Consider the following 23,109-nt stretch of genomic DNA (forward strand, 5'->3'; position numbering starts at 1 on the left):
AATTAGTTTTGAGGGCAAAAAAACAAAAGCAAAATAGCAATCATCATCAATCCATCAAAAAATCATTATTGCATTATGAAACTAAAATTCTTTCTGTTCGTATTACTGGGTGTAATAACAACAGCAAATGCACAGAATTCAGGAAGTGTTTCCGGAAAAATTACTGAAAAATCAAACAGTGCTCCTATTTCTTACGCAACCATCTCGATTAAAGAGAACGGGAAAGTAGTCGCAGGAGTTAATTCTGATGATCACGGAGATTTCTCTATCAAAAACCTGGCTTTAAAAAGTTATACTATCGAAATTCAATATATTGGATTTCGAAAATATGTAGGCTCTTTACTTTTAAGTGATAACAAAAAAACGGCGACCATTAATGTATCGCTTGAAGAAGAAGCTACTCAGCTTAAAGGAGTGAACATTGTAAGTGAGCGTTCGACAATCGAGCAAAAAATTGACCGAAAAGTAATTACTGTCGGAAAAGATTTGACTACTGCCGGTGCTTCTGCCTCTGACATCATGAACAACATTCCATCTGTAAACGTAGATCAGGACGGAAAACTTTCGCTTCGCGGAAATGATAACGTTCGTGTATTGATCGACGGAAGACCTTCAAACATTGATCCTGCTCAGTTGTTGAAACAAATTCCATCAACGTCAATCAAAAAAATTGAGTTGATTACCAACCCAAGTGCCAAGTACAATCCGGAAGGAATGTCTGGTATCATCAACATCATCTTACACAAAAACACCAATACCGGTTTCAACGGAAGTTATAGCGGGGGAATTACTTTTGGAGAAGTAGCGAAGTACAATCAGTCTTTAGATTTGAACTACAAGACAGGAAAAGTAAATTTCTTTGGAAACGTGGGACAAAATTTTGGAACTTATTACAATGATGGTTTCATCAACAGATACGATCAGGACATTCGTCAGAAAATTGATGTTGTGAACGAAAATGATTCTTACTTGTATAAAATCGGGATGGATTATTTCATCAATGATCACAATACGATCTCTTTTTATACCAACCAGAACAAATCAAACGGTAAGTTTTTTGTAGACACCAATATTGATTACAGCAATGTAAGCAGTTCTGATATTAACAATATGCTACAGAAATCAAAATATACTGGTCCGGATAACGTAGGAACTTATAATTTAGCTTACAAACACATCTTTAAAAAAGAAGGTCATACCTTAGATATTGAAGGAAACTATAGTGACAATAAAGAAACCCAAAATGCTGGTTTTGATACGCAAATAAGAAAGAAAGACAATACTTTAAACAATCAGTCTTATAACGATTATATTGCAGGTACTCGTAAACTAAGTACTTTAAACATTGATTACGTAAATCCATTAAACGACAAAACGACTCTTGAAGCAGGTGCCGAAGCCAGAATTACAAAAACAGATAACGATTATATCACCGGAAATCCGTTAGCTGCACTTCCAGTTTCTAATTATACTTATGATACTGATATTTATTCTGCTTATGTAACATTCGGACAGAAATTCAAAAAATTCAGTTATCAGTTAGGTGCTCGTTTCGAAAGTTATAAAGTGGTTGCGAATTTAAATCATGGTCTTGACAAATTCAATGACGATTACATCACGTTATACCCATCGGCATATTTGACTTACAATCTGAATGAGAAAAACACGTTACAGTTTAGCTATAGCCGTCGTGTAGACCGTCCGAGTTTAGAACAAACAAAACCTATTCGTGAGTTTTCTACTCCTTTAATTACAGCATTAGGAAATCCTGAATTAAGACCTCAGTTTACGAATTCTGTAGAAGTAAATTATACTAAAACTTTCGAAAAAGGAAGCTTTACTACAGGTGTTTTTGTGAGAAGCATCAACGACCAAATCAGCAGAGTTTTACTTCCGGACGATACAGATCCAAGTGGTAACAAGCAAATCCTGACGTATGCCAACTTTGACCGTAACACCTCTTATGGTTTTGAAGCTTCTTTCACTTATAAAATTGCAAAATGGTGGGATATTTCACCATCGATTGACTTCTCAAGCATTAACCAACAAGGTATTGTGTTTGTATACGATCCTGTAACTCAAAAAAGCAGTCCTTTGGAAAGAAAAATTACTGTTGGTGCTTTCAACGGACGTATGAATTCTAACTTTAAAGTAAACAAACGTTTAAGCTTTTTATTATTCGGATTTTACAGAGGTGAAGTTGAAGGTCTTCAAAATAACAGCCATGCAATGTATAAAATGGATATGGGATCCCGTTATACTTTGTTAAACAATAAAATGAACATCAGTTTACGTTTTAACGACGTGTTTAACACCATGAAATACGCTTTTGATTCTCAGTATCCTTATTCACATTCAGGGCAATTTACATGGGAAAGCCAAACTGTTTATCTAGGGTTAACTTACAACTTTGGAGGTGCTAAAATCAAAAACCTGCAACGTAAACAAAGAGAAGACAATACCAATAAAGGTGGAGGCGGATTGTTCTAATCCAACTTTTGCTAATCGATTTTAATAGTTTTTTAAAAGCCCGGAGTTTGCCAACTTCGGGCTTTTTTTTATGGATATTTGACAACTTTGGTTAAAATTGAATCGCTGTTTTTATTCCTGTCATACTTACAATAATAAGACATGCCTCCTGTGTTACCCCCTTATTCTATTGAAGAAGCTAAAAATATTTCCGGAATCTAAACCTACAAATTGTTAAAATTATCAAAAATTCAAAAACTAATTTACTCTAAAACAGCACATCACAAAAAAGGCATTTCTGATTTTAATTTTTACTGTAACATCGGATTGAAAAGACGGTCTCTAGTGATACATTTTGAAGTATTTCAAAAGAAACAATCATCAATCAAATCAATCACATGTTCATGAAATTAAAATTACTTTTACTGGTCTTAGTGACCACAATGACAACTCTGCAGGCACAAACTTCCGGAACTGTTTCCGGAAAAGTTACCGAAAAATCAAACCATACTCCTATTTCTTATGCTACAGTTTCGCTTAAAGACAATGGAAAAATTATCGTAGGAGTTAACACTGACGACAATGGCGATTTTACCATTAAAAATCTGGCTCTAAAAAATTACACGATTGAAATTCAATATATCGGATTTAAGAAATACACGGGATCTGTTATTTTAAGTGAAGATCAAAAAGAGGCTAGTATTAAAATTGCTCTTGAAGAAGAAGCGACACAACTTAAAGGAGTTAATGTTATTAGCGAACGCTCAACTATTGAACAAAAACTAGATCGAAAAGTAATCACAGTCGGTAAAGACCTGACCACCGCCGGAGCTACAGCTTCTGAAATTATGAATAATATTCCATCTGTCAATGTAGATCAAAACGGAAAAATTTCGCTTCGCGGAAATGATAATGTCCGAGTATTGATTGACGGAAGACCCAGTAATATTGATCCGGCTCAATTGTTGAAACAAATCCCGTCAACCTCTATTAAAAAAATTGAGCTGATCACCAATCCAAGTTCCAAATACAATCCGGAAGGAATGTCGGGAATCATCAACATCGTTTTACTTAAAAATACCAATATAGGTTTTAACGGAAGTTACAGCGGAGGAATCACTTTTGGGGAAGCTACCAAACACAATCAATCCGTGAATTTGAATTATAAAAACGGAAAAGTAAATTTTTATGGAAATGCCGGTCAAAATTTAGGAACCTATTTTTTCGACAGTTCTCTTCAAAGATTCGATCAGGATCTTTATCAAAAAATAGACTTTAAATCGATTGCCGACTCTCATCTGTATAAAATCGGAATGGATTATTTCATTGACGCGCAAAACACTATTTCTTTTTACACGAATCAAAGTAAATCCAATCAGGATGTATTTGTTGACGCTAATATCAACTACAACAATAATCCTGAAATCAGCAACATCTTGCAAAATTCCAGATACTTCGGCCCTCAAAAAATGGAAACTTACAATCTGGCTTACAAACATCTCTTTAAAAAAGAAGGTCACACCTTAGATATTGAAGGAAACTTCAGTAAATACAATGCCTCGCAACAAGCCCATTTTGACACTCAAAACAGCGCTCCTGACAACACTGTCAAAAATGTAAATTATACAGATTTAAACAAAAGTCATCGTAAACTAAATACAGTCAACCTGGACTATGTTAATCCGTTGGACGAAAAAACAACTTTGGAATTAGGTGCCGAGGCCAGAATCACAAAATCAGAAAATGATTATGCCAGAATAAACCCTGCTAACCCAACCGAGGATCAACTGCTCTACTATACTTATGATACAGATATCTACTCAGCTTATGTAACATTCGGTCAGAAATTCAAAAAATTCAGTTATCAATTAGGCGCACGTTTTGAAAGTTACAAAGCAGCTGCTAGTTTTAATCATGGTCAGGATAAGTTTAATGACGATTATATCACGTTATATCCATCTGCTCATTTTACTTATAATCTAAATGAAAAGAATACCATACAATTGAGCTATAGCCGTCGTGTAGACCGTCCGAGTTTAGAACAAACAAGACCTATTCGTGAGTTTTCGACACCAATGGTAACGACATTGGGGAATCCTGAATTAAGACCTCAGTTCACTAATTCTGTAGAGATAAATTACACGAAGACCTTAGAAAAAGGGAGTTTAAATTTGGGGATTTATGCCAGAGGTATCAACGATCAGATCAGCAGAGTCATAGATACGGATTATAATGAGGCAGTGGGCAATAAACTAATCGTATCTTATACCAATTTTGATCATAATACGGCTTATGGATTCGAAGCTTCTTTTAATTACAAGATCACAAAATGGTGGGATATCGCACCGTCGATTGACTTTTCAAGTATCAATCAGCGAGGAATTGTTTTTTCATTAAACCCGATCACAAACACAGGAACGCCAATCGATCGAAAAATTACAGTTTCAGCTTTTACCAGTAGAATAAGCTCTAATTTTAAAGTAAACAAACGCATGAGCTTTTTACTATTTGGACTTTATAACGGACCAAGTGACGGTCTTCAGGGCAACAGCCACCAAATGTACAAAATGGACATAGGCACGCGTTATACTTTATTGAACGATAAAATGAATATCAGTCTTCGTTTTAATGATGTTTTCGATACGATGAAATATTCTTTCGACACACAATACCCTTACCCTCACTCAGGTCTGAGCACTTGGGAAAGTCAAACGGTTTATTTAGGTCTGACCTACAATTTTGGAGGAGCAAAAATTAACGGTATGAACCGTAAAAATAGAGAAGAGAACAATATTGGCAGTAGTGGTGGAGTCCTTTAATACCGCATTCATCACTAAAGTTTAATTATTTATTTAAAAATAAAAAGTCCGGGATTTGTAAACTCCGGACTTTTTTTGTTGAATTCTATTTTCTGTTAGCTTAATTGATCCCTTTTGATTTTACTGTTCGATCGGTCGAATAATCAGCAGATTAGGCATACAAGTCACAATTACTCTTTCTCCAAATTCGAAGCCAAGTTTCTGCATCCAGTTTCCGCAGAGTTTGATCTCAGGAACTTTTTTCTGACTGTATTCATTAAATCTCATTTTGGGTTGAATTTTCAGACTACGCACATCCGGGCGTCTGATTGTTTGTCTCTTGTTGGTTCGCATAACATTGAGTTTTTTAAAAAGAGGCCTGACGATGCTGCGAACCAACAAGAGAACTTGTATAGCACGGGACTTGCACCCGCTCTCCACCAGGCTTTATCTTTGATTTTTAAAATTGATAAATTAATCATGAAATTTCTCTTATATTGATTCGCGTTTCAAATATAAGATATTTCTTTCAAAAATACACTATTAAAAAAATCATTTTAATCTATCTAATCTGTGGCTTTAAAAAACATAACATTTGTCCGAACGTAATCCTACCTTTAAAACCCGACCTTTATTTTATAGATTCCGTTTACAGGAAGTTTTTCAATTCTTTTATTTCTTCAGGATTTGCCGTTTCTGTCTGATCTGTAATCGCAGACGAGTGATAAAAAGTAGGCTGCAATTTTTCCTGAAGTAATTTAATGTTTGAAGAGCGCAAACCTCCTCCGGGCATGATTTCAATTCGGTCATTCGCTAATTTCTGAATCAATTCTAAATCAAAAATTCCTTCTTCAACATTCTTTCCACGTCCCGAAGTTAATATCGTTTGAAAACCACATGCAATTACCTCTTCCAATCCTTGTTCGATGGAATTTACAACATCAAAAGCACGATGAAAAGTACAGGAAAGCGGACTAGCCAATTGTACCAATTCCAAATTCTGTTCTTTATTTACACTGCCGTCCTGATTTAGAATTCCGAAAACAAAACCATCAACTCCCAGTGCTTTAAGTTGTTTAATATCTTGTTTCATCTCCAGAAACTCTTCTTCCGTATAAACAAAATCACCACCACGAGGCCGGATAATAACGTGCATTTTGATGGTTAGTTTTTCCCGAACTCTTTCTGCTGTTATCAAATTTGGCGTTGTCCCGCCAAGTCGCATATCATCGCATAATTCGATTCTGTCTGCTCCATTGTCTTGCGCAATTATCGCCGATTCGTAATTGAAACAGGCTATCTCCAGTTGATTTTTTTTCATTTGATTGATTTAAAAGTGGCACCAGCTTGATGACGCCAAACAAAAATATAAATTAAAAACTGAACGATCAAAGCAAATCAAAGGTTAGAGCAACCATAAAGGCTTCGGCTTCGCTCAGCCGGACAGTAATTGTAGAAGACAAAAAGCTACAAACAAAACCTGAGTGTCATCCTGAGCGAAGTTGAAGGCTCACAAACCGTAAAGGCTTCGACTTCGCTCAGCCAGACAAACGTTGTCGTTATCCTCTTGAATCCCAAATGTCACCCTGAGCGGAGTCGAAGGCTCATAAACCGCAAAGGCTTCGACTCCGCTCAGCCGGACAGTAATGGCATGAGAAAAAAGACTGTAAACAAAACCCGAGTGTCATCCTGAGCGAAGTCGAAGGCTCACAAACCGTAAAGGCTTCGACTCCACTCAGCCAGACAAACGTTGTCGTTATCCTCTTGAATCCCAAATGTCACCCTGAGCGGAGTCGAAGGCTCATTTACCACTAAAGTTTCTTATTAACGTGGTTCTTATGACTCGTTTCATTTAAACATTCAGCCAGTTGTTTTAAATCATCCCATCTATCATTTATAATAGCTTCTTTCTTTTTTCTACTCCAACCCTTTACTTGTTTTTCGAATGAAATGGCCTGAAGCACATACTTAAAATCAGTATAAAAAACTAGCTCCAAAGGTCTTCTACTAAAAGTATAACACCCCTTATGTAAACCCGACTTATGCTCATTGAATCTTCTTTCAATATTATTTGTGACTCCGGTGTAATAACTATTATCAGAACATTTCAAAATATAGACATAATACAATTTCATAATATATTACTTTTTATTAAAAGTAAGAAAAATCTTTTAAAAACATATATTTATAATATAACTGATTTGTCTATTGGAGCGAGGGGGCTTCGACTCCGCTCAGCCGGACAGTAATGGCATGAGAAAAAAAGACTATAAATAGAATCCGAGTGTCACCCTGAGCGAAGTCAAAGGCTCACAAACCGTAAAGGCTTCGACTCCGCTCAGCCGGACAGTAGTTGTAGAAGGTAAAAGGCTATAAATAGATCCGAGTGTCACCCTGAGCGAAGTCGAAGGCTTATAAACCGCAAAGGCTTCGACTCCGCTCAGCCGGACAGTAATGGCATGAGAAAAAAAGACTATAAATAGAATCCGAGTGTCATCCTGAGCGAAGTCAAAGGCTCACAAACCGTAAAGGCTTCGACTTCGCTCAGCCGGACATAAAAAAACCTGCTCTAAAAAGGAGCAGGCTATGAAATATAATGCAAGATGAATTAATTTACCACTTAATGATCGCACTTGCCCAAGTAAAACCACTACCAAAAGCAGCCAAAACAACTGTATCTCCTGATTTGATTTTTCCTTGTTCCCAAGCTTCAGTCAAAGCAATCGGAATAGAGGCTGCAGTAGTATTTCCGTACTTCTGAATATTATTGTGTACCTGATCGTCACTCAATTTGAATTTATTTTGAATGAATTGTGAAATTCTTAAATTCGCCTGGTGAGGAATTAACATATCAATATCTGAAACCTGTAAACCATTTGCTTCTAATCCTTCATTGATTACTTCAGCAAAACGAACCACTGCATTTTTAAACACAAACTGTCCATTCATATAAGGATAATAACTCTCATCGTTAGGATCATTATCAGCTATAATATCGGTTACCCAGCGCGCTCCCATTCCAGGTGCCTGCAGAGCCAGTTCTTCGGCATGCTGTCCTTCCGAATGCAAATGTGTTGATAAGATTCCTTTTGTCAAATCTTCTTCACGGCTTACAACTGCCGCTCCTGCTCCATCTCCAAAAATTACCGAAACTCCACGGCCACGAGTAGTCATATCCAGTCCTGTTGAATGTACTTCTGAACCAATTACCAGGATATTTTTATACATTCCGGTTTTAATGTACTGATCGGCAACCGACAATGCATAAACAAAACCAGAACATTGATTTCTAACATCCAGTGCTCCTACAGTACGTAATCCTAAATCACGCTGTACCAAAACTCCAGGTCCTGGAAAATAATAATCCGGACTTAAGGTAGCAAAAACTACAAAATCAATATCTTCTTTGGCGACGCCAGAACGTTCTATAGCAATTTTAGCTGCTTTTACACCCATTGTAGTTGTGGTATCTTCCCCACGAATAATATGTCTACGCTCCTGAATTCCAGTTCTCTCCTGAATCCATTCGTCATTGGTATCAATTATCTTAGACAAATCATCGTTGGTCACAACATTTGAAGGGACATAATATCCTAAGCCCGCTATTTTTGAATGATACATATTGTTTTATTATTTGTTAAAAAATTGTAATGCAAATTTAAGTATACTTTAAAACATTAACGTCCAAATTAGTGTTTTTTTCGTAATTGGCAATTCAATATACTTTAATTATAAATAGGATTCTGACAGTTTATATTCTGAAAAAACATTTTTTGCCTGAAAAATGTGAAAAGTATCAAAAATAACACCTAAAATGTAACAAGTTTGAAGTATTTTAGTCAAACATATAGGAATACCAAACTCTAAACTCCTAAAATTCAAATTATGAAATTAAAGGTTACATTACTGTTATTTCTTAACATTGGCTTTTTTGCCTTTGCACAAGAAAATCTCACTTACCAAAAACCATCAAAATCTATCTTAGATTTAGCCGATTACGAAAAAGCCCCTACAGTATCAATGGATACAAAAAAGGAGAATATGCTATTAATGTACAGGAGTACATATAAAACACTCGATGATTTAAACCAGGATGAACTTCGCTTAGGAGGTTTAAGAATTAATCCGGTAACAAATATTTCCAGCTCTGTAACTTATACAACGAATTTAAAGCTAAGAAAAATTAGCAGTAAAGAAGAAGTTCAGGTTTCAGGATTACCTCAAAATCCAAAAATAAGCAACATCCTTTGGTCTCCAAATGATAAAAAAATATTATTCTCTCACACCACAAGTTCTGGTGTCGAACTTTGGTTTCTGGATGTTGAAACTGCAAAAGCAACAAAACTTACCGAGGCAACTGTTAATGCCAATTTAGGAAATCCGTTTAGCTGGTTCTTAGACAATGAGACTATTTTGGTAAAAATGCTTCCAAAAAACAGAAAACCATTATTGGATCCTAAAAATGATTTACCAACTGGTCCAATTATCTCTAATACAGCAGGAACAAAATCTCAAAACAGAACGTTTCCTGATATGTTGAAAAATCAAAGTGACGAAATTAATTTTGAAAACATCACCACTTCAGAACTGTACAAAGTTAATCTTAACGGAAATGCTACATTGTTTAAAGAAGCTGCAATGTATTACGGAGAAAGAATTTCGCCAGACGGTAATTTTATCATGCTGACCACGATTCAAAAACCATTTTCTTACGTAGTTCCTTTGTACCGATTCCCATCCAGAACTATTGTTTATGATGCGAGAGGAAAAGAGATCAAAATAGTTAATGAAGTTCCGTTAAGCGAAATAATGCCAAAAGGTTTTATGGCTGTTCGAAAAGGAAAAAGAGAAATGGCATGGAGAAATGATAAACCTGCAACCTTATCCTATGTTGTAGCTTTAGATGAAGGTGATCCTGCCAATAAGGTTGATTTTAGAGATGAAGTTTTTCTTTGGAACGCTCCTTTTACAAGTGACGCGACTTCTTTAGTAAAAGTACCGCAGCGTTACGCCGATATTACCTGGGGTAATGACAATGTGGCTTTTCTAACGGACCAATGGTACGACACTCGTAATACCAAAACCTACCTGATCAATCCTGCAAACCCGGCTCAACAGCCAAAAGTAATTACAGACAGAAATCAACAGGATGTTTACTCGGATCCGGGAGTTTTCGAAACCAGAAAGAACGAATACAACAAGTATGTTCTGGCGATTGAAAAAGACAACGCTTATCGTATCGGAGATGGATATACGAAAGAAGGACAATTTCCTTTTATTGATGAATTCAATCTAAAAACATTACAATCTAAACGTATTTACACTTCTCCATACAAAGACAAAAAAGAAGATTTACTTGAAATTGAAGATTTTAAATCGGGGAAAGTTTTGGTACAAATTCAGTCTAAGAGTGAATATCCGAATTATTACTTTAGAAATATCAAAAAACAAAACAGCTTAACACCAATTACTTCTTTCAAAAATCCGTTTGAAAGCATTAAAAATGTGAGTAAGGAAGTGATCAAATACAAGCGTAAAGATGGTCTTGAACTTTCAGGAACTTTATATTTACCAGCCGGTTACGACAAAGCAAAAAAAGAAAAGTTACCTTTATTAATCTGGGCTTATCCAGCTGAATACAAAGACAGAAACAGTGCCGGACAATCGACTCAAAATTCAAATGAATTCACAACTCCTTATTACGGATCGTTTGTGTATTGGGTAACTAAAGGATATGTTGTTCTTGATGATGCCGCCTTCCCTATCATTGGTGAAGGAACGACTGAGCCTAATGATAATTTTATGCCACAATTGGTAGCCAATGCAGAAGCTGCAATTGATGCTGTTGATGCTTTGGGATATATTAACCGTAAAAAAGTAGCGATTGGAGGTCACTCGTATGGTGCATTTATGACTGCCAACTTACTGACTCACTCCAACCTTTTTGCTTGTGGAATCGCCCGAAGCGGTGCTTACAACAGAACGCTGACTCCTTTTGGATTCCAGACAGAACAACGTAATTATTGGGAGGTTCCGGAAGTGTATACTAAAATGTCTCCTTTTATGAATGCCGACAAAATGAAAACACCTCTTTTGTTAGTTCATGGTGAGGCCGACAATAATCCGGGAACTTTTACTTTACAGACTGAACGTTATTATCAGGCTTTAAAAGGTTTAGGAGCGACTGCAAGAATGGTTATACTTCCTAAAGAAGCGCATAGCTATGTTGCCAAAGAAAACATTTTACACTTGCTTTGGGAACAAGATCAGTTTTTAGAAAAATATCTGAAAAACTAACTCACTATAAAAACAAACCGGACAGTTTTTTTAAAACCTGTCCGGTTTAATAATAAAAAAAAGCCATAAACTTAATCGATTAAGTTTATGGCTTTTATTTTATAGATAGTTCAAACCTAAAAATATTTCCTGTTCAAGCGGAAGGTCAATTTCACTTTCAAAAAAGATTAATTGTCTTTTATAAACCGTTTCGATAAGATAGTGATTCCCTCTAAAATAAGTTCTTCTGATTTTTACCGGCAAATTAGACTCGGTAACCATTTTAAATTGATGCGGATACACCAAAGTTTTATGCATTTGATCTTCATACGGAACCAATAAATGTGTAGGAACTTCGTTGACCTCTCCAAAAAGTGAGGCTACATATTTCGTTTCCGGATCTTCATAAATTTTTGTTGGATTGTCTTTAATAATAACTTCTCCGTTACGCATCACAATGGCTTCATCTGCAAATGACAAAGCATCTGTACTATCGTGTGTAGCAATAATACAGGTAATCCCTTTTTGTTTCAAATAGCGAAATAAGTTTCGGCGTAATGCATTTTTTCTAAAAGCATCAATTTGACTGAAGGGTTCATCCAGTAAAATCACCTCAGGCTCTAAAGCTAAAACTCTCACCAGCGCCACTCTCTGCTGCTGACCACCACTCAAAAATTTAGCTTTCACGTTCGAAAACTGCTCCATTTCAACCATCTCCAATAATTCCTGGACACGCAGTTTTTTCATATTTGCAAAACCATTCGAAAGAAACTTCCCAACATTCTCCGCAACTGTTTCATAAGGAGACAAATCAAAATCCTGAGCCAGATATTTCATAAATGGCATTCCGGGAATCAAATTGTACTTTGGTCCTAAAATAGGTTTCTCATTATAAAAAATCTTGCCTTCATCCAGGTTGTACAAGCCGTACATAAGTTTTAAAAGTGTACTTTTCCCGCAGCCGCTTTCGCCAATAATGGCAATATTCTCACCTTTATTTATGGTAAAAGAAACGTTTTTTATAACAGGGTTTTCGGTGTACGAAAAAGAGATATTTTGAATGTCGAGCATGGGTTATATTTGAAAGTCCAAATTTACAATGTTTAATTTCTAAAGTCAAAAAAAAGCTGCTTCAATTATGAAACAGCTTTTAAGAAATTTTATTGTAGTTTGAAACTATTTTCCAGCCTGAGCTTTAGCATCATTTACCATTTTGTCGTTTGCAGTGATAGAAAACTCTACACGACGGTTTTGTGCTCTTCCTTCCGGTGTGTCGTTTGTCGCAATTGGATCAACAATACCTAAACCTGAAGTTTTGAAACGACTTGATTTTAATCCTTTTGAAACTAAATAAGCCTGTACCGAAGCAGCTCTTTGTCCTGAAAGTGTCAAATTGTATTCCGGTCTTCCTGTATTATCAGTATATCCAAAAATTTGAATATCAGTATCTCCATACTCGTTAAATACTGGTACCAGTTTATCTAAATTTGCTTTAGCCTGAGGTGTCAAAGTAGATTTATTAGTATCAAAACGCACTGCATTTTCATTTAAAGTTAAGTGAATTCCTTCTCCTACTCTTTCTACGTTTGCACCTGGTAAAGCCTGATCAATTTCACGGGCTTGTTTGTCCATTTTGTTTCCAATAAGAGCACCGGTTCCTCCACCTACAGCAGCTCCAATTGCAGCTCCCAAAGCAGCATTTCCGCCTTTTCCAAGGTTATTTCCTAAAACAGCACCTATGATACCACCCGCAACTACTCCAATTCCGGCACCTTTTTGTGTGTTATTTGCATTTTTTACTGAATCACAGCTTGTAAAAAAACTTGCTAATACTAGCAAACAACTCAAACTTAAAACGGTTATCTTTCTCATCTTTCTATATTTTTATTTTTAATTGGCTCTTTGAAATTGGTACACTACATCTTTTGTTTGTCCACCTACGTTAATGTTATCGATCAACTGAAATGAATTATCAGTCAAACCTGCAACTTTTAATAGGTATCCATCTCTTACCTTTTTAGCTTTTATTCCAGCATCCAAAATTTTAAGAACAAACATTCCCTGATTATTAACACTCCAAACAATTGGTGAATTAAATCCGGTGCAGCTTGCTGCTGTCAAAGCCATTGACCCTTTGTTGTTGTTTGAAATGAAATTCCACGTACTTCCGATGAAGCATTTAGAATCTGCAAGATCAAAAGAATTTACCTTGATATATTCAGAACCGGGATAAGAAACATTGGTTAAAACCCAATTTCCTTTAATAGCTACCTGAGTAGGTCTGTCAAGTTTAGTCGATAGTGTGGGTGCTCCATTTGAAGCTGTTGTAGACGAAGCTGATTTACACGCAAAAAACATCGCGGCCATCATGCAAATGAAAATAATTTTCTTCATTTTGTACATTTTTTTTAGAGTTAATACTGACACGTTTAACAATTATTATACCACAAAGATACAATTCAAAGGGATATCTCGGGTTTCAGAATCTAATTATTTTCTTTCAAAATTAACACTTACGCCATTTTGTCACCCAAAAAACAATTGGTATTCTATTTGAAGAAATGAAAATCATCACATTAAACTAAAAAATAAAAAAATATGACAACAGGTAAAATTAATGTTTCAGTAGAAAACATCTTTCCCTTAATCAAAAAATTCTTATACAGCGATCACGAAATTTTCTTACGTGAGCTTGTTTCCAACGGAACTGACGCTACTTTAAAACTAAAACATCTTATTAGTATTGGCGAAGCTAAAGTAGAATACGGAAATCCGGTTATCGAAATCAAAGTAGACAAAGAAGGAAAAAAAATCCATATTATCGATCAGGGTCTTGGAATGACTGCTGACGAAGTGGAAAAATACATCAATCAGGTTGCTTTTTCAGGGGCTGAAGAATTCCTTGACAAATACAAAGATTCTGCTAAAGATTCAGGAATTATTGGTCACTTTGGTCTTGGTTTTTATTCTGCCTTTATGGTTGCAGAAAAAGTAGAAATCATTACAAAATCATACAAAGATGAACCTGCAGCACACTGGACATGTGACGGAAGCCCTGAATTTACTTTAGAACCAGCTGATAAAACTTCACGTGGTACTGAAATCATCCTGCACATTGCTGAAGATTCTCTTGAATTTTTAGAAGATTCAAAAATCAGTGGATTATTGAATAAGTACAACAAGTTTATGCCTGTGCCAATTAAATTTGGAACCAGAACAGAAACACTTCCAAAACCGGAAGATGCTCCTGAAGATTATGTAAATGAAACAGTTGAAATCGACAACATCATCAACAATCCAAATCCGGCATGGACGAAACAACCAACTGAATTATCTGACGAAGACTACAAAAACTTCTACAGAGAATTATACCCAATGCAGTTTGAGGAGCCGTTGTTCAACATTCACTTAAATGTAGACTATCCTTTTAACTTAACCGGAATCTTGTATTTCCCCAAATTAGGTTCGGACATGCAGATTCAAAAAGACAAAATTCAATTGTACCAAAACCAGGTTTACGTTACAGATAACGTAGAAGGAATTGTACCTGAATTTTTAACGATGTTAAAAGGTGTTATTGATTCACCGGATATTCCATTGAACGTTTCCCGTTCAGGATTACAAGCTGATGGTGCGGTTAAAAAGATCTCAAACTATATCACTCGTAAAGTAGCCGATAAACTAAAAGCTTTGTTCAATGAAAATCGTGCTGATTTTGAACAAAAATGGAACGATATTAAAATCGTCTTAGAATACGGAATGCTTTCTGAAGATAAATTCTACGAAAAAGCCGGTGCGTTTGTGTTGTACCCAACAGTTGACGATACCTACTTTACTCTGGAAGAATTAAAAGAAAAATTAAAAGAAAATCAAACCGACAAAGACGGAAAACTAATCGTTCTTTATGCCGGAAACAAAGATGCACAGCATTCTTATATTGAAACAGCAAAAGAAAAAGGATATGAAGTATTACTTTTGGACTCACCTATTATCTCACATTTAATTCAAAAAATTGAAGGCGACAATAGCGGTTTAACTTTTGTGCGTGTAGACTCTGATCACATTGATAATTTAATCAAGAAAGAAGAAAATACTATTTCGAAATTATCGGATGAAGAAAAAGAAACATTAAAAACTTCTTTAGAAACTTACATCCCTAAAGCATATTCTGTACAATTGGAAGCAATGGACAGTCAGGCGGCTCCGTTTATCATCACGCAACCTGAATTCATGCGAAGAATGAAAGAAATGAGTCAGTCAGGTGGTGGCGGAATGTTCGGAATGGGTAATATGCCGGAAATGTACAATTTGATTGTAAACACCAATTCAGACTTAGCGTCAAGCATCCTGAACACAGAAGACAAGACACATCAGGAACACTTGGTAAAACAAGCTTTAGACTTAGCTAAATTGTCACAAAACTTATTAAAAGGAGAAGCTTTAACCGCTTTCGTAAAAAGAAGTTTTGAAATGATTAAATAAAACTTTTAGCAATACAAGTTTTCAAAATTAGAATTTAGGCCCTGCAAATAAACTTGCAGGGCTTTTTACTTTTAGAAAAAACAGCCCTCAATCAAGCTTCTTTGAATCCAATTGATTTTTTTACTGCATTTCATTTTTTTCGTTACATTTGATTGCCTTTTAATCTAATCAAAAAAACAAAAACTACTATGAAAAAGACAGCATTTTTACTTCTAACCATTTGCGCAACAACACTAACACAAGTTTCCTGTTCGAGCAATGACGACACAAAAAACCAATCTGAATCTGATGTCACGTCAGTTGGAGCTTCACTTACCATCGATGCCATAAATGATATGGACATCAAAACCGGGTTAATTGTTACAACAAAAAACACCTCCTCAGCAAAATCAAACGAGACAACACCGGGAATCTGTGGTGCAATTACAATTACACAACAAAGCCCAACCTCTTATCCTAAAGTTTTCACAGTTGATTACGGAACCGGATGTACCGACAATCTGATCAACAGAAAAGGAAAATTAAAAATCACACTTTCCGGACCAATAATTACTACCGGAAGCAAAATAACCATCGAAAGAATCGACTATTCTTTTAATGGCATAAAATTGGAAGGAACAATAGAATACACCAACACAACAACTGTAGCAACTGTAGCAACTGTGCCACAATGGAGCCGAAAAGTGACCAACGGAAAGTTCACTGATTTAGAAGGCAGAGTTTATCTTAACTCCGGAAGCTGGACTGTAAAACAAACTGCAGGTGTCGACACTCCTTATGTTCTGGAAGACAATACATATGAAATGACTGAAGGAAACCACACCATTACCAGTTCAAACGGAGCTGTATTGACCTTAACCGTTCAGGAATCATTGATTAAAAAATATTCATGTGATTTTATTTCCAAAGGAAAACTGAAAGTTCAGAGTAATTTACTAAACGGAGTAGTTGATTATGGCAACAATGATTGCGACAAAAAATTTACGTTCACAAACCAAAACGGAACTACATTTAATCTCTCCATGTAATACTCTTTAATTCCCAAAAATATCAAATCCCAATTTAGAAATAGATTGGGATTTATTTTTTCGCAAAATTTAAATGCCACTACGTACATTCAAACTATTTTCTTTATTTTGCAGCAAAATCTAAAAAACCAATGAAAAAATCAATTATTGCTTTTGTTACTCTTGCCCTATTGGCATCATGCAGCAAAAAAGAATCAACTGACGGTTTGCACCTTACAGGAAATATAAAAGGATTAAAAAACGGAACTTTATATATTCAGAAAATCGTTGACACATCACTTGTTGCTATTGACAGCATTAAAATAGACGGAAATTCTGCATTTGAAACAAATATAAAACTGGAATCTCCTGAAATGTTATATTTATTCCTGGATCGTGGAGTAACCAACTCACTGGACAACAATGTTATGTTTTTCGCAGAACCCGGAAACATCAACATCGACACGAACCTGGATAACTTTATTTATGGTGCAAAAATTACAGGATCTAAAAATCAGGAATTATACGATGAATACAAAAAGATAAATTCTCGTTTCAATGAAGAAAGCCTTGCTATGGTAGAATCGAGATTTAAGGCTGTAAAAAGAAAAGATCAGAAAGCTATTGACAGTATTAACGTCAAACAGGAATCTAACATCAAAAGAAAGTATTTATACGCTACTAACTTTGCTCTAAACAACAAAGATCATGAAATCGCTCCTTATATTGCTTTAGCTGAGATTTACGACATCAATATTAAATTTTTGGATACGATTCAGAAATCAATGACGCCAAAAGTAGCCAATTCATTATACGGTAAGAAACTAACAAAATACGTTGCCGATATCAAGAAAGAGCAGCAAAAATAAAATCCAACAAAAAATGTCCTGAATAATCAGGACATTTTTTTTATATCAAATTTCATCTTTTTACTTCTTATCTTCCAAGCAGAGCACCCAAAATTCCAAATACAAATATAAGTCCGTATAAAGCAAGAATAGCCAGCATGAAAATGCCTATGAATTTATAGTGTGATTTCAGATAGCCCAGAGAACTGGTCAACAACTCTGAATCGTTCTCTCTAAAAGCTCTCTTTGTATTTACAGCAAACTTGTACAGATAATAAACCGGAAAGAAATAGACCGCCGCAATAAAAACATAAAAGAACCCCATTAACGCTCCAAAAGAGCCTCCAAGACCCCCCATTCCCGCCATGCTATTTCCCATAGCCGAAAAGATAGTTCCTGCAAAAACGGCAATTAAAACCATCAATCCAATTCCTACGAATCCTAAAATAGACAGGAAATAAGCCCATTTGGCGGTTTCCTTTAAAAAGTCTTTAGCAGTTTGGTCAAGCTGCAATTCAAATTTTTCAAAAACTGATGTTTCTTCCATTATTAATATGTTTTTTGGTTAAGCAACAAACATAAGAAAAATAGCATTACAAATACATCCATGAAAAATAAGTCAGATACAAAAAAAAGACAACTTCAATTACATTTCATTTGGCCCCAAGTTTGTTTCACGCAGATTTCGCAGATCGCGCAGATTTTCTACAGATACCTCCATTAATACACCCGCGTACTTTGTGTAAAACCTTGCGCTCTTTGCGGTTAAAAAACCATATGCAGATTCGTTTCACGAAAACACCAATCTAGACAGATTTCGCTTTGGAGCAAAAAAAAACCACTCACAAAATGTGAATGGTTTTTGAGCCGATAGAGGGACTCGAACCCACGACCTGCTGATTACAAATCAGCTGCTCTAGCCAGCTGAGCTACATCGGCCTTTTAACGCGTGCAAAACTACAATAGTTTTTTATATTTTCCAAAATAATTTTACCACTTTTTTTGGTAAAAAAACCACCCACAAAGTAGGTGGTTTTATGTTGAGCCGATAGAGGGACTCGAACCCACGACCTGCTGATTACAAATCAGCTGCTCTAGCCAGCTGAGCTACATCGGCCTCAATACGGGTGCAAATATAGAGCGGTTTTTCGTTTTCCCAAAATAAATTTGCACTTTTTTTATACTTTTTTTGCTTACAATTCGTTGATTTTAGCAATCAATTGATTAGCAGTTTCTTCCAACTCAACATTGATTTGTTTGAAGTGCGCTTTTTTGTTTTCAACATTCTTAGCGTTTACTTTTGTGATCAAAGTATCAAATGCAGCGATAGCCTGATCAACCAAAGCATTCGTTTCAGGGGTAGGATTTCCTGTTGTTGACATTTCAAATAAGTAAATTGCCTCAATAATATCTCCTAATACGAAATTGATATCTTTCTTTAAGTTTTTAACGTTTGCCATTTTTATTTTAATTTAAATTTGCGACTGCAAAAGTACATATAATCTTTTTATTACGCGCTATGAAATGTAAATTTCTAAAATTGAAGCATTTCCATTTAAAAGAAATGCATTTGTCTCAGTTCGAAACTAATACCTTTTCTACTCTACAACACCAGCTCTTTAATCGTTTCCATTGCTTTCTGAATGTGTTTTTCTGCATTCATACTATCAAAAATCAGAATAACTACTCCATTCTTATCGATAATATAAGTAACTCTTCCCGGCAAAAGACCAAATAGTGTATTACGCACCCCAAAAAGATGTCGCAATTTTTTATCCTGATCAGACAATAATATAAAAGGCAATTGATGTTTATTGGCAAATTTATGATGCGATTTTACAGTATCGCTGCTTATACCAATAACTTCGGCACCCAAGTCCTTGAAATCTTCGTATTGATCTCTAAAACTACAAGCTTCTGTCGTACATCCCGGTGTATTGTCTTTTGGGTAAAAATAAATCACGAGCGGCTTTCGTCCCAAAACACTTTGGCTTTCGAAAACTTCTCCATGATTATCTTTAGCAGTAAAATTCGGAACTATATCTCCTATTTTTAATGACATTTATTCTTCTCCTTTATAAGTTACAAAATTGCGGTCGGTTTCATTCAAAACAATTTCTAAATCAAAATCGGGTTGAATTCTCTTTTTAATTTTATTCCATATCACAACAGCAATATGCTCTGCTGTTGGATTCAAATCCTGAAATTCCGGAACATCCAGATTCAGGTTTTTGTGATCGAACGGAATCTCTACTTCTTCACGTATGATATCCGCTAATACTTTCACATCCAGAACAAAACCGGTTTCGGGGTCAATTTTTCCTGTAACACTTACTGTTAAACCATAATTATGACCATGAAAATTGGGGTTATTGCATTTTCCAAAAACGGCATCGTTTTTTTCAAATGTCCAATCTTTCCTGTACAATCGATGTGCAGCATTAAAATGTGCTTTTCTTGATATGGTTACTTTCATTTTGGTTGGTGGTTGGTTTAGTTTAAAGTTTATGGTCTTCTAAATAATGATAAAATTCATCAAATATTATTTTAAACCATACGGTATAAATTTCGGACTGTTGTTGAATATCTTCTTTTATATCTTCTATTTTCATCCATTTCCAATCCTCCACTTCGTCTGTATTGATAGCGGGATCATCATTAAAATACCCAATCATAACGTGATCGAGCTCGTGTTCGGTCAAGCCATTATCAAAAGGAGCTTTATAAATAAAATGAAAGAGTTCCTTTAAGTCTGTCTTAAACCCCATTTCCTCAAAAAGTCTCCTGCTTCCGGCCTGGACATTTGTCTCTCCTTCACGCTGATGACTACAGCATGTATTTGTCCAGAGTAAAGGTGAGTGATATTTTTGATGAGCACGTTGCTGTAACATTATTTCATTCTTATCATTTAAGACAAAAACCGAAAAAGCACGATGCAACATCGCTTTTTCATGTGCTTCCAATTTTGGCATTAAGCCAATTTGTTCATCCTGTTGGTTTACTAGTATTACGTTTTCTTCTGTCATAGGGCTTATTGATCAAACAAAAATACGAAAAAAGAAATGGCTTGAAAATCCTGAAAGAGATTGTGAAAAGTTTAACGAGCTTACAATAACACAAGAAACTAGTTATCAATAAAATACAAACCAATTAATCTTCAAAACTCTTTAAATACAAGCCTTAAAACTGAATTCCTTTGTTTTACGTAAATAATAAAAGTTAAAACATACTTAAAAAAATCTGAATTGTAAACTACGCGACATTTCCAGGCGAAATCTAGCCGTATCTTTGAAATACAGAATTAAAGCACTCCTAACAATGAAAACAAAAACTCAATTTCTCAGCCTTTGCTTTTTAATTCCGCTCTTTATTCTACAAGCATGCGGGCAAAATACAAAAAAACAAAATACAACAACGACGGCCATGGAAAACAAAATCAGCAAGCCCGGAAATCCTTATTATTCCAATACCGACACAACAAAACTCAACGTCAGCAATGCCGAATGGAAAAAAGTACTCCCTGAAGATGTATATGCCGTAATGCGTGAGGCGGATACAGAAAGACCTTTCACCGGAAAATACTGGAAAACAGACGAAAAAGGAACTTATTATTGTGCTTCCTGCGGCAATAAACTTTTTCGCTCAGGAGCGAAATTTGCCAGCAGCTGCGGATGGCCCAGTTTCTTCAAACAAGACAACAAGAAAAGTGTTGTTTACAAAAATGACAATTCTCTTGGTATGGAAAGAATTGAAGCCCTATGCGGACGTTGCGGCGGGCACTTAGGTCATTTATTTGATGACGGACCTCCACCAACCGGAAAACGCTACTGCATGAATTCGATTGCACTTGACTTTATTCCCGATACTAAATAAAACTAAAAATGAAGAACTTATTCTTAATTAGCCTATTTGCATTGTCCTTAAACGGATTTGCTCAAAGCAATAAAACAAAAAGCTCCACAAATCTGGAAACAATTACACTTGGCGGAGGCTGTTATTGGTGCGTTGAAGCCGTTTATGAAAATCTGGCGGGGGTAAAATCTGTAGTCTCCGGTTTTTCAGGCGGAAAAGTCGCTAATCCAACCTATGAAGAGGTTTGCACAGGAACAACAGGTCACGCCGAAGTAGTCCAGATTACTTATGATAAAAATATAACAGACCTTAATGAAATCTTCAAAGTTTTCTTTACCGTTCACGATCCAACAACTTTAAACAGACAAGGAGCTGATGTTGGCACTCAGTATCGTTCTGTTATTTTTTACAAAAATGAGGAACAAAAAAAAGCTGCACAAAGCATTATTACTGAGCTCAATAAAGCTAAGGTTTACAATAATCCGATTGTAACAAAGGTGGACCCTTTTAAAGTTTTTTATAAAGCCGAAGATTATCACCAAAATTATTATGCCAACAACAAAAACCAACCGTATTGCAAAATGGTCATTCAGCCCAAAATAGAAAAATTTGAAAAGGTTTTTAAGGATAAATTGAAAAATAAACAAAAGGCATAATTGCACAAAAAAGGGGAAATGAAAATTCATTTCCCCTTTTTCTATATTGCATTTAAACTATTGTTTAGCCACTTTCTCAAATCTCATTACTGGAATATCTCCCTGAATTAAATTTAGCTTTCCATCTTTATCAATGCTATAGCTTGTAATTTCTTTTATTTGTTTTAGAAATACTTGTTCTCCTCCTCCATCACAATACATCATTGTAGTCGGTCCGGCCTCTCCAAAAGTCAAAGATTTTCCGTTTAGAGTATATGTCGCACTGTAACCATTGCATCCGTTATTTCCATAAACCTTCGTTTCTTTTTTATCAAAAGTAATTTGAGGTTTTTTGTTTGGATACAATCCATTAAACGCAATTCTTGGTCCCGAGATATATTCTAATTCCCAACTTGTACCAAACAAATCATCTCCGCTTGAAACAGATTTTGATACCGAACATGAAGAAAACAACAAAGTTAAAACTGAAAGGACTGCAAATGTGTATTTTTTCATAAAAATGGATTTTAAAAATTTATAATTGCTTTTTGAAGTTTAAAATAATTCTATAAAATTCTTTTCTCAATATTCATGCCCAGTTACATGCTTATCGAAGTTTTGTTTTCAGCATAAGTCTCTACATTCTGTAACTAAGTTACTACAATTTGTTTAAAGTTTTATCGTTCAAATGTTTAAAACAAAACAAAGGCAGCATTTTTTTGTACTTTGAATGAATCAAAAA

At 35.4% G+C, this 23,109-nt stretch carries 21 protein-coding genes and 2 tRNA genes; 8 read left to right on the forward strand and 15 right to left on the reverse strand.

Annotation, left to right across the window (positions count from 1 at the left end; genetic code table 11):
• The first annotated feature begins 75 nt into the window (after nt 1–75).
• Nucleotides 76–2,490 (forward strand): outer membrane beta-barrel family protein, encoded by a 2,415-nt coding sequence (locus tag BHE19_RS14905; protein WP_070907800.1) that lies wholly within the window; start codon nt 76–78, stop codon nt 2,488–2,490.
• Between the two features lie 383 nt (nt 2,491–2,873).
• Complete coding sequence (locus BHE19_RS14910; RefSeq protein WP_070907960.1) at nt 2,874–5,288, forward strand: TonB-dependent receptor domain-containing protein; 2,415 nt, start codon at nt 2,874–2,876, stop codon at nt 5,286–5,288.
• Nucleotides 5,289–5,408: 120 nt separating this feature from the next.
• On the opposite strand, the gene BHE19_RS14915 is transcribed toward BHE19_RS14910, so the two are convergent.
• From BHE19_RS14915 to BHE19_RS14930, 4 genes are all read right to left on the reverse strand, one after another.
• Nucleotides 5,409–5,621 carry a SymE family type I addiction module toxin gene (locus tag BHE19_RS14915; protein WP_017494894.1) on the reverse strand — a complete coding sequence of 71 codons (213 nt, stop codon included), beginning with the start codon at nt 5,619–5,621 and terminating at the stop codon, nt 5,409–5,411.
• Nucleotides 5,622–5,916: 295 nt separating this feature from the next.
• Entirely contained in the window at nt 5,917–6,588 is a 672-nt protein-coding gene (locus tag BHE19_RS14920) for a copper homeostasis protein CutC (RefSeq protein WP_070907801.1), read from the reverse strand.
• Between the two features lie 490 nt (nt 6,589–7,078).
• Nucleotides 7,079–7,402, reverse strand: coding sequence for a GIY-YIG nuclease family protein (locus tag BHE19_RS14925; RefSeq protein WP_070907802.1), 324 nt, complete (start codon nt 7,400–7,402; stop codon nt 7,079–7,081).
• Nucleotides 7,403–7,880: 478 nt separating this feature from the next.
• Nucleotides 7,881–8,888 (reverse strand): 3-oxoacyl-ACP synthase III family protein, encoded by a 1,008-nt coding sequence (locus tag BHE19_RS14930; protein WP_017494896.1) that lies wholly within the window; start codon nt 8,886–8,888, stop codon nt 7,881–7,883.
• 264 nt (nt 8,889–9,152) lie between these two features.
• Between BHE19_RS14930 and BHE19_RS14935 the strand changes: the two genes are divergently transcribed.
• Nucleotides 9,153–11,564, forward strand: a complete 2,412-nt coding sequence (locus tag BHE19_RS14935; protein WP_070907803.1) for an alpha/beta hydrolase family protein — start codon at nt 9,153–9,155, stop codon at nt 11,562–11,564.
• 99 nt (nt 11,565–11,663) lie between these two features.
• Here BHE19_RS14935 and BHE19_RS14940 read toward each other — a convergent pair whose 3' ends face one another.
• The 3 genes from BHE19_RS14940 to BHE19_RS14950 all read right to left on the reverse strand — a co-directional run bounded on the left by BHE19_RS14940 (nt 11,664) and on the right by BHE19_RS14950 (nt 13,937).
• Nucleotides 11,664–12,614 carry an ABC transporter ATP-binding protein gene (locus BHE19_RS14940; protein ID WP_017494898.1) on the reverse strand — a complete coding sequence of 317 codons (951 nt, stop codon included), beginning with the start codon at nt 12,612–12,614 and terminating at the stop codon, nt 11,664–11,666.
• A 105-nt stretch (nt 12,615–12,719) separates the two neighbouring features.
• Nucleotides 12,720–13,415 (reverse strand): OmpA family protein, encoded by a 696-nt coding sequence (locus BHE19_RS14945; RefSeq protein ID WP_017494899.1) that lies wholly within the window; start codon nt 13,413–13,415, stop codon nt 12,720–12,722.
• A gap of 18 nt (nt 13,416–13,433) precedes the next feature.
• Complete coding sequence (locus BHE19_RS14950) at nt 13,434–13,937, reverse strand: lipocalin family protein (protein ID WP_026109809.1); 504 nt, start codon at nt 13,935–13,937, stop codon at nt 13,434–13,436.
• 204 nt (nt 13,938–14,141) lie between these two features.
• Between BHE19_RS14950 and htpG the strand changes: the two genes are divergently transcribed.
• From htpG to BHE19_RS14965, 3 genes are all read left to right on the forward strand, one after another.
• On the forward strand, nt 14,142–16,025 hold the full coding sequence (gene htpG / locus BHE19_RS14955; RefSeq protein WP_017494901.1) for a molecular chaperone HtpG: 1,884 nt from the start codon (nt 14,142–14,144) through the stop codon (nt 16,023–16,025).
• 188 nt (nt 16,026–16,213) lie between these two features.
• The gene (locus BHE19_RS14960; RefSeq protein ID WP_070907961.1) at nt 16,214–17,053 is read left to right on the forward strand and encodes a hypothetical protein; all 840 of its coding nucleotides are present in this window, start codon (nt 16,214–16,216) and stop codon (nt 17,051–17,053) included.
• Between the two features lie 131 nt (nt 17,054–17,184).
• On the forward strand, nt 17,185–17,901 hold the full coding sequence (locus BHE19_RS14965; protein ID WP_070907804.1) for a DUF4369 domain-containing protein: 717 nt from the start codon (nt 17,185–17,187) through the stop codon (nt 17,899–17,901).
• 67 nt (nt 17,902–17,968) lie between these two features.
• Here the strand turns inward: BHE19_RS14965 and BHE19_RS14970 are convergent, their stop codons facing one another.
• The 7 genes from BHE19_RS14970 to idi all read right to left on the reverse strand — a co-directional run bounded on the left by BHE19_RS14970 (nt 17,969) and on the right by idi (nt 20,906).
• Nucleotides 17,969–18,427, reverse strand: coding sequence for a hypothetical protein (locus BHE19_RS14970; RefSeq protein WP_070907805.1), 459 nt, complete (start codon nt 18,425–18,427; stop codon nt 17,969–17,971).
• Nucleotides 18,428–18,745: 318 nt separating this feature from the next.
• Nucleotides 18,746–18,819, reverse strand: a tRNA-Thr gene (locus tag BHE19_RS14975).
• A 104-nt stretch (nt 18,820–18,923) separates the two neighbouring features.
• A tRNA-Thr gene (locus BHE19_RS14980) sits at nt 18,924–18,997 on the reverse strand.
• 76 nt (nt 18,998–19,073) lie between these two features.
• Complete coding sequence (locus tag BHE19_RS14985; RefSeq protein ID WP_017494905.1) at nt 19,074–19,340, reverse strand: hypothetical protein; 267 nt, start codon at nt 19,338–19,340, stop codon at nt 19,074–19,076.
• A 143-nt stretch (nt 19,341–19,483) separates the two neighbouring features.
• Entirely contained in the window at nt 19,484–19,942 is a 459-nt protein-coding gene (locus BHE19_RS14990; protein ID WP_017494906.1) for a peroxiredoxin, read from the reverse strand.
• The gene (locus BHE19_RS14995; RefSeq protein WP_017494907.1) at nt 19,943–20,356 is read right to left on the reverse strand and encodes a 6-pyruvoyl trahydropterin synthase family protein; all 414 of its coding nucleotides are present in this window, start codon (nt 20,354–20,356) and stop codon (nt 19,943–19,945) included.
• Nucleotides 20,357–20,378: 22 nt separating this feature from the next.
• Nucleotides 20,379–20,906 (reverse strand): isopentenyl-diphosphate Delta-isomerase, encoded by a 528-nt coding sequence (gene idi, locus BHE19_RS15000; protein ID WP_070907806.1) that lies wholly within the window; start codon nt 20,904–20,906, stop codon nt 20,379–20,381.
• A gap of 292 nt (nt 20,907–21,198) precedes the next feature.
• On the opposite strand from idi, the gene msrB reads away from it, so the two are divergent.
• On the forward strand, nt 21,199–21,753 hold the full coding sequence (gene msrB / locus BHE19_RS15005) for a peptide-methionine (R)-S-oxide reductase MsrB (RefSeq protein WP_070907807.1): 555 nt from the start codon (nt 21,199–21,201) through the stop codon (nt 21,751–21,753).
• Nucleotides 21,754–21,761: 8 nt separating this feature from the next.
• Nucleotides 21,762–22,388: a peptide-methionine (S)-S-oxide reductase MsrA gene (gene msrA / locus BHE19_RS15010; RefSeq protein ID WP_083342559.1), complete on the forward strand. Its 627-nt coding sequence runs from the start codon at nt 21,762–21,764 to the stop codon at nt 22,386–22,388.
• Nucleotides 22,389–22,445: 57 nt separating this feature from the next.
• Here the strand turns inward: msrA and BHE19_RS15015 are convergent, their stop codons facing one another.
• A complete protein-coding gene (locus tag BHE19_RS15015) occupies nt 22,446–22,883 on the reverse strand; it encodes an META domain-containing protein (protein ID WP_070907808.1) in 438 nt (145 codons plus the stop codon).
• Nucleotides 22,884–23,109 lie beyond the last annotated feature (226 nt).

Source organism: Flavobacterium tructae (genome assembly GCF_001853485.1).
GTDB classification, from domain to species: Bacteria; Bacteroidota; Bacteroidia; order Flavobacteriales; family Flavobacteriaceae; genus Flavobacterium; species Flavobacterium tructae.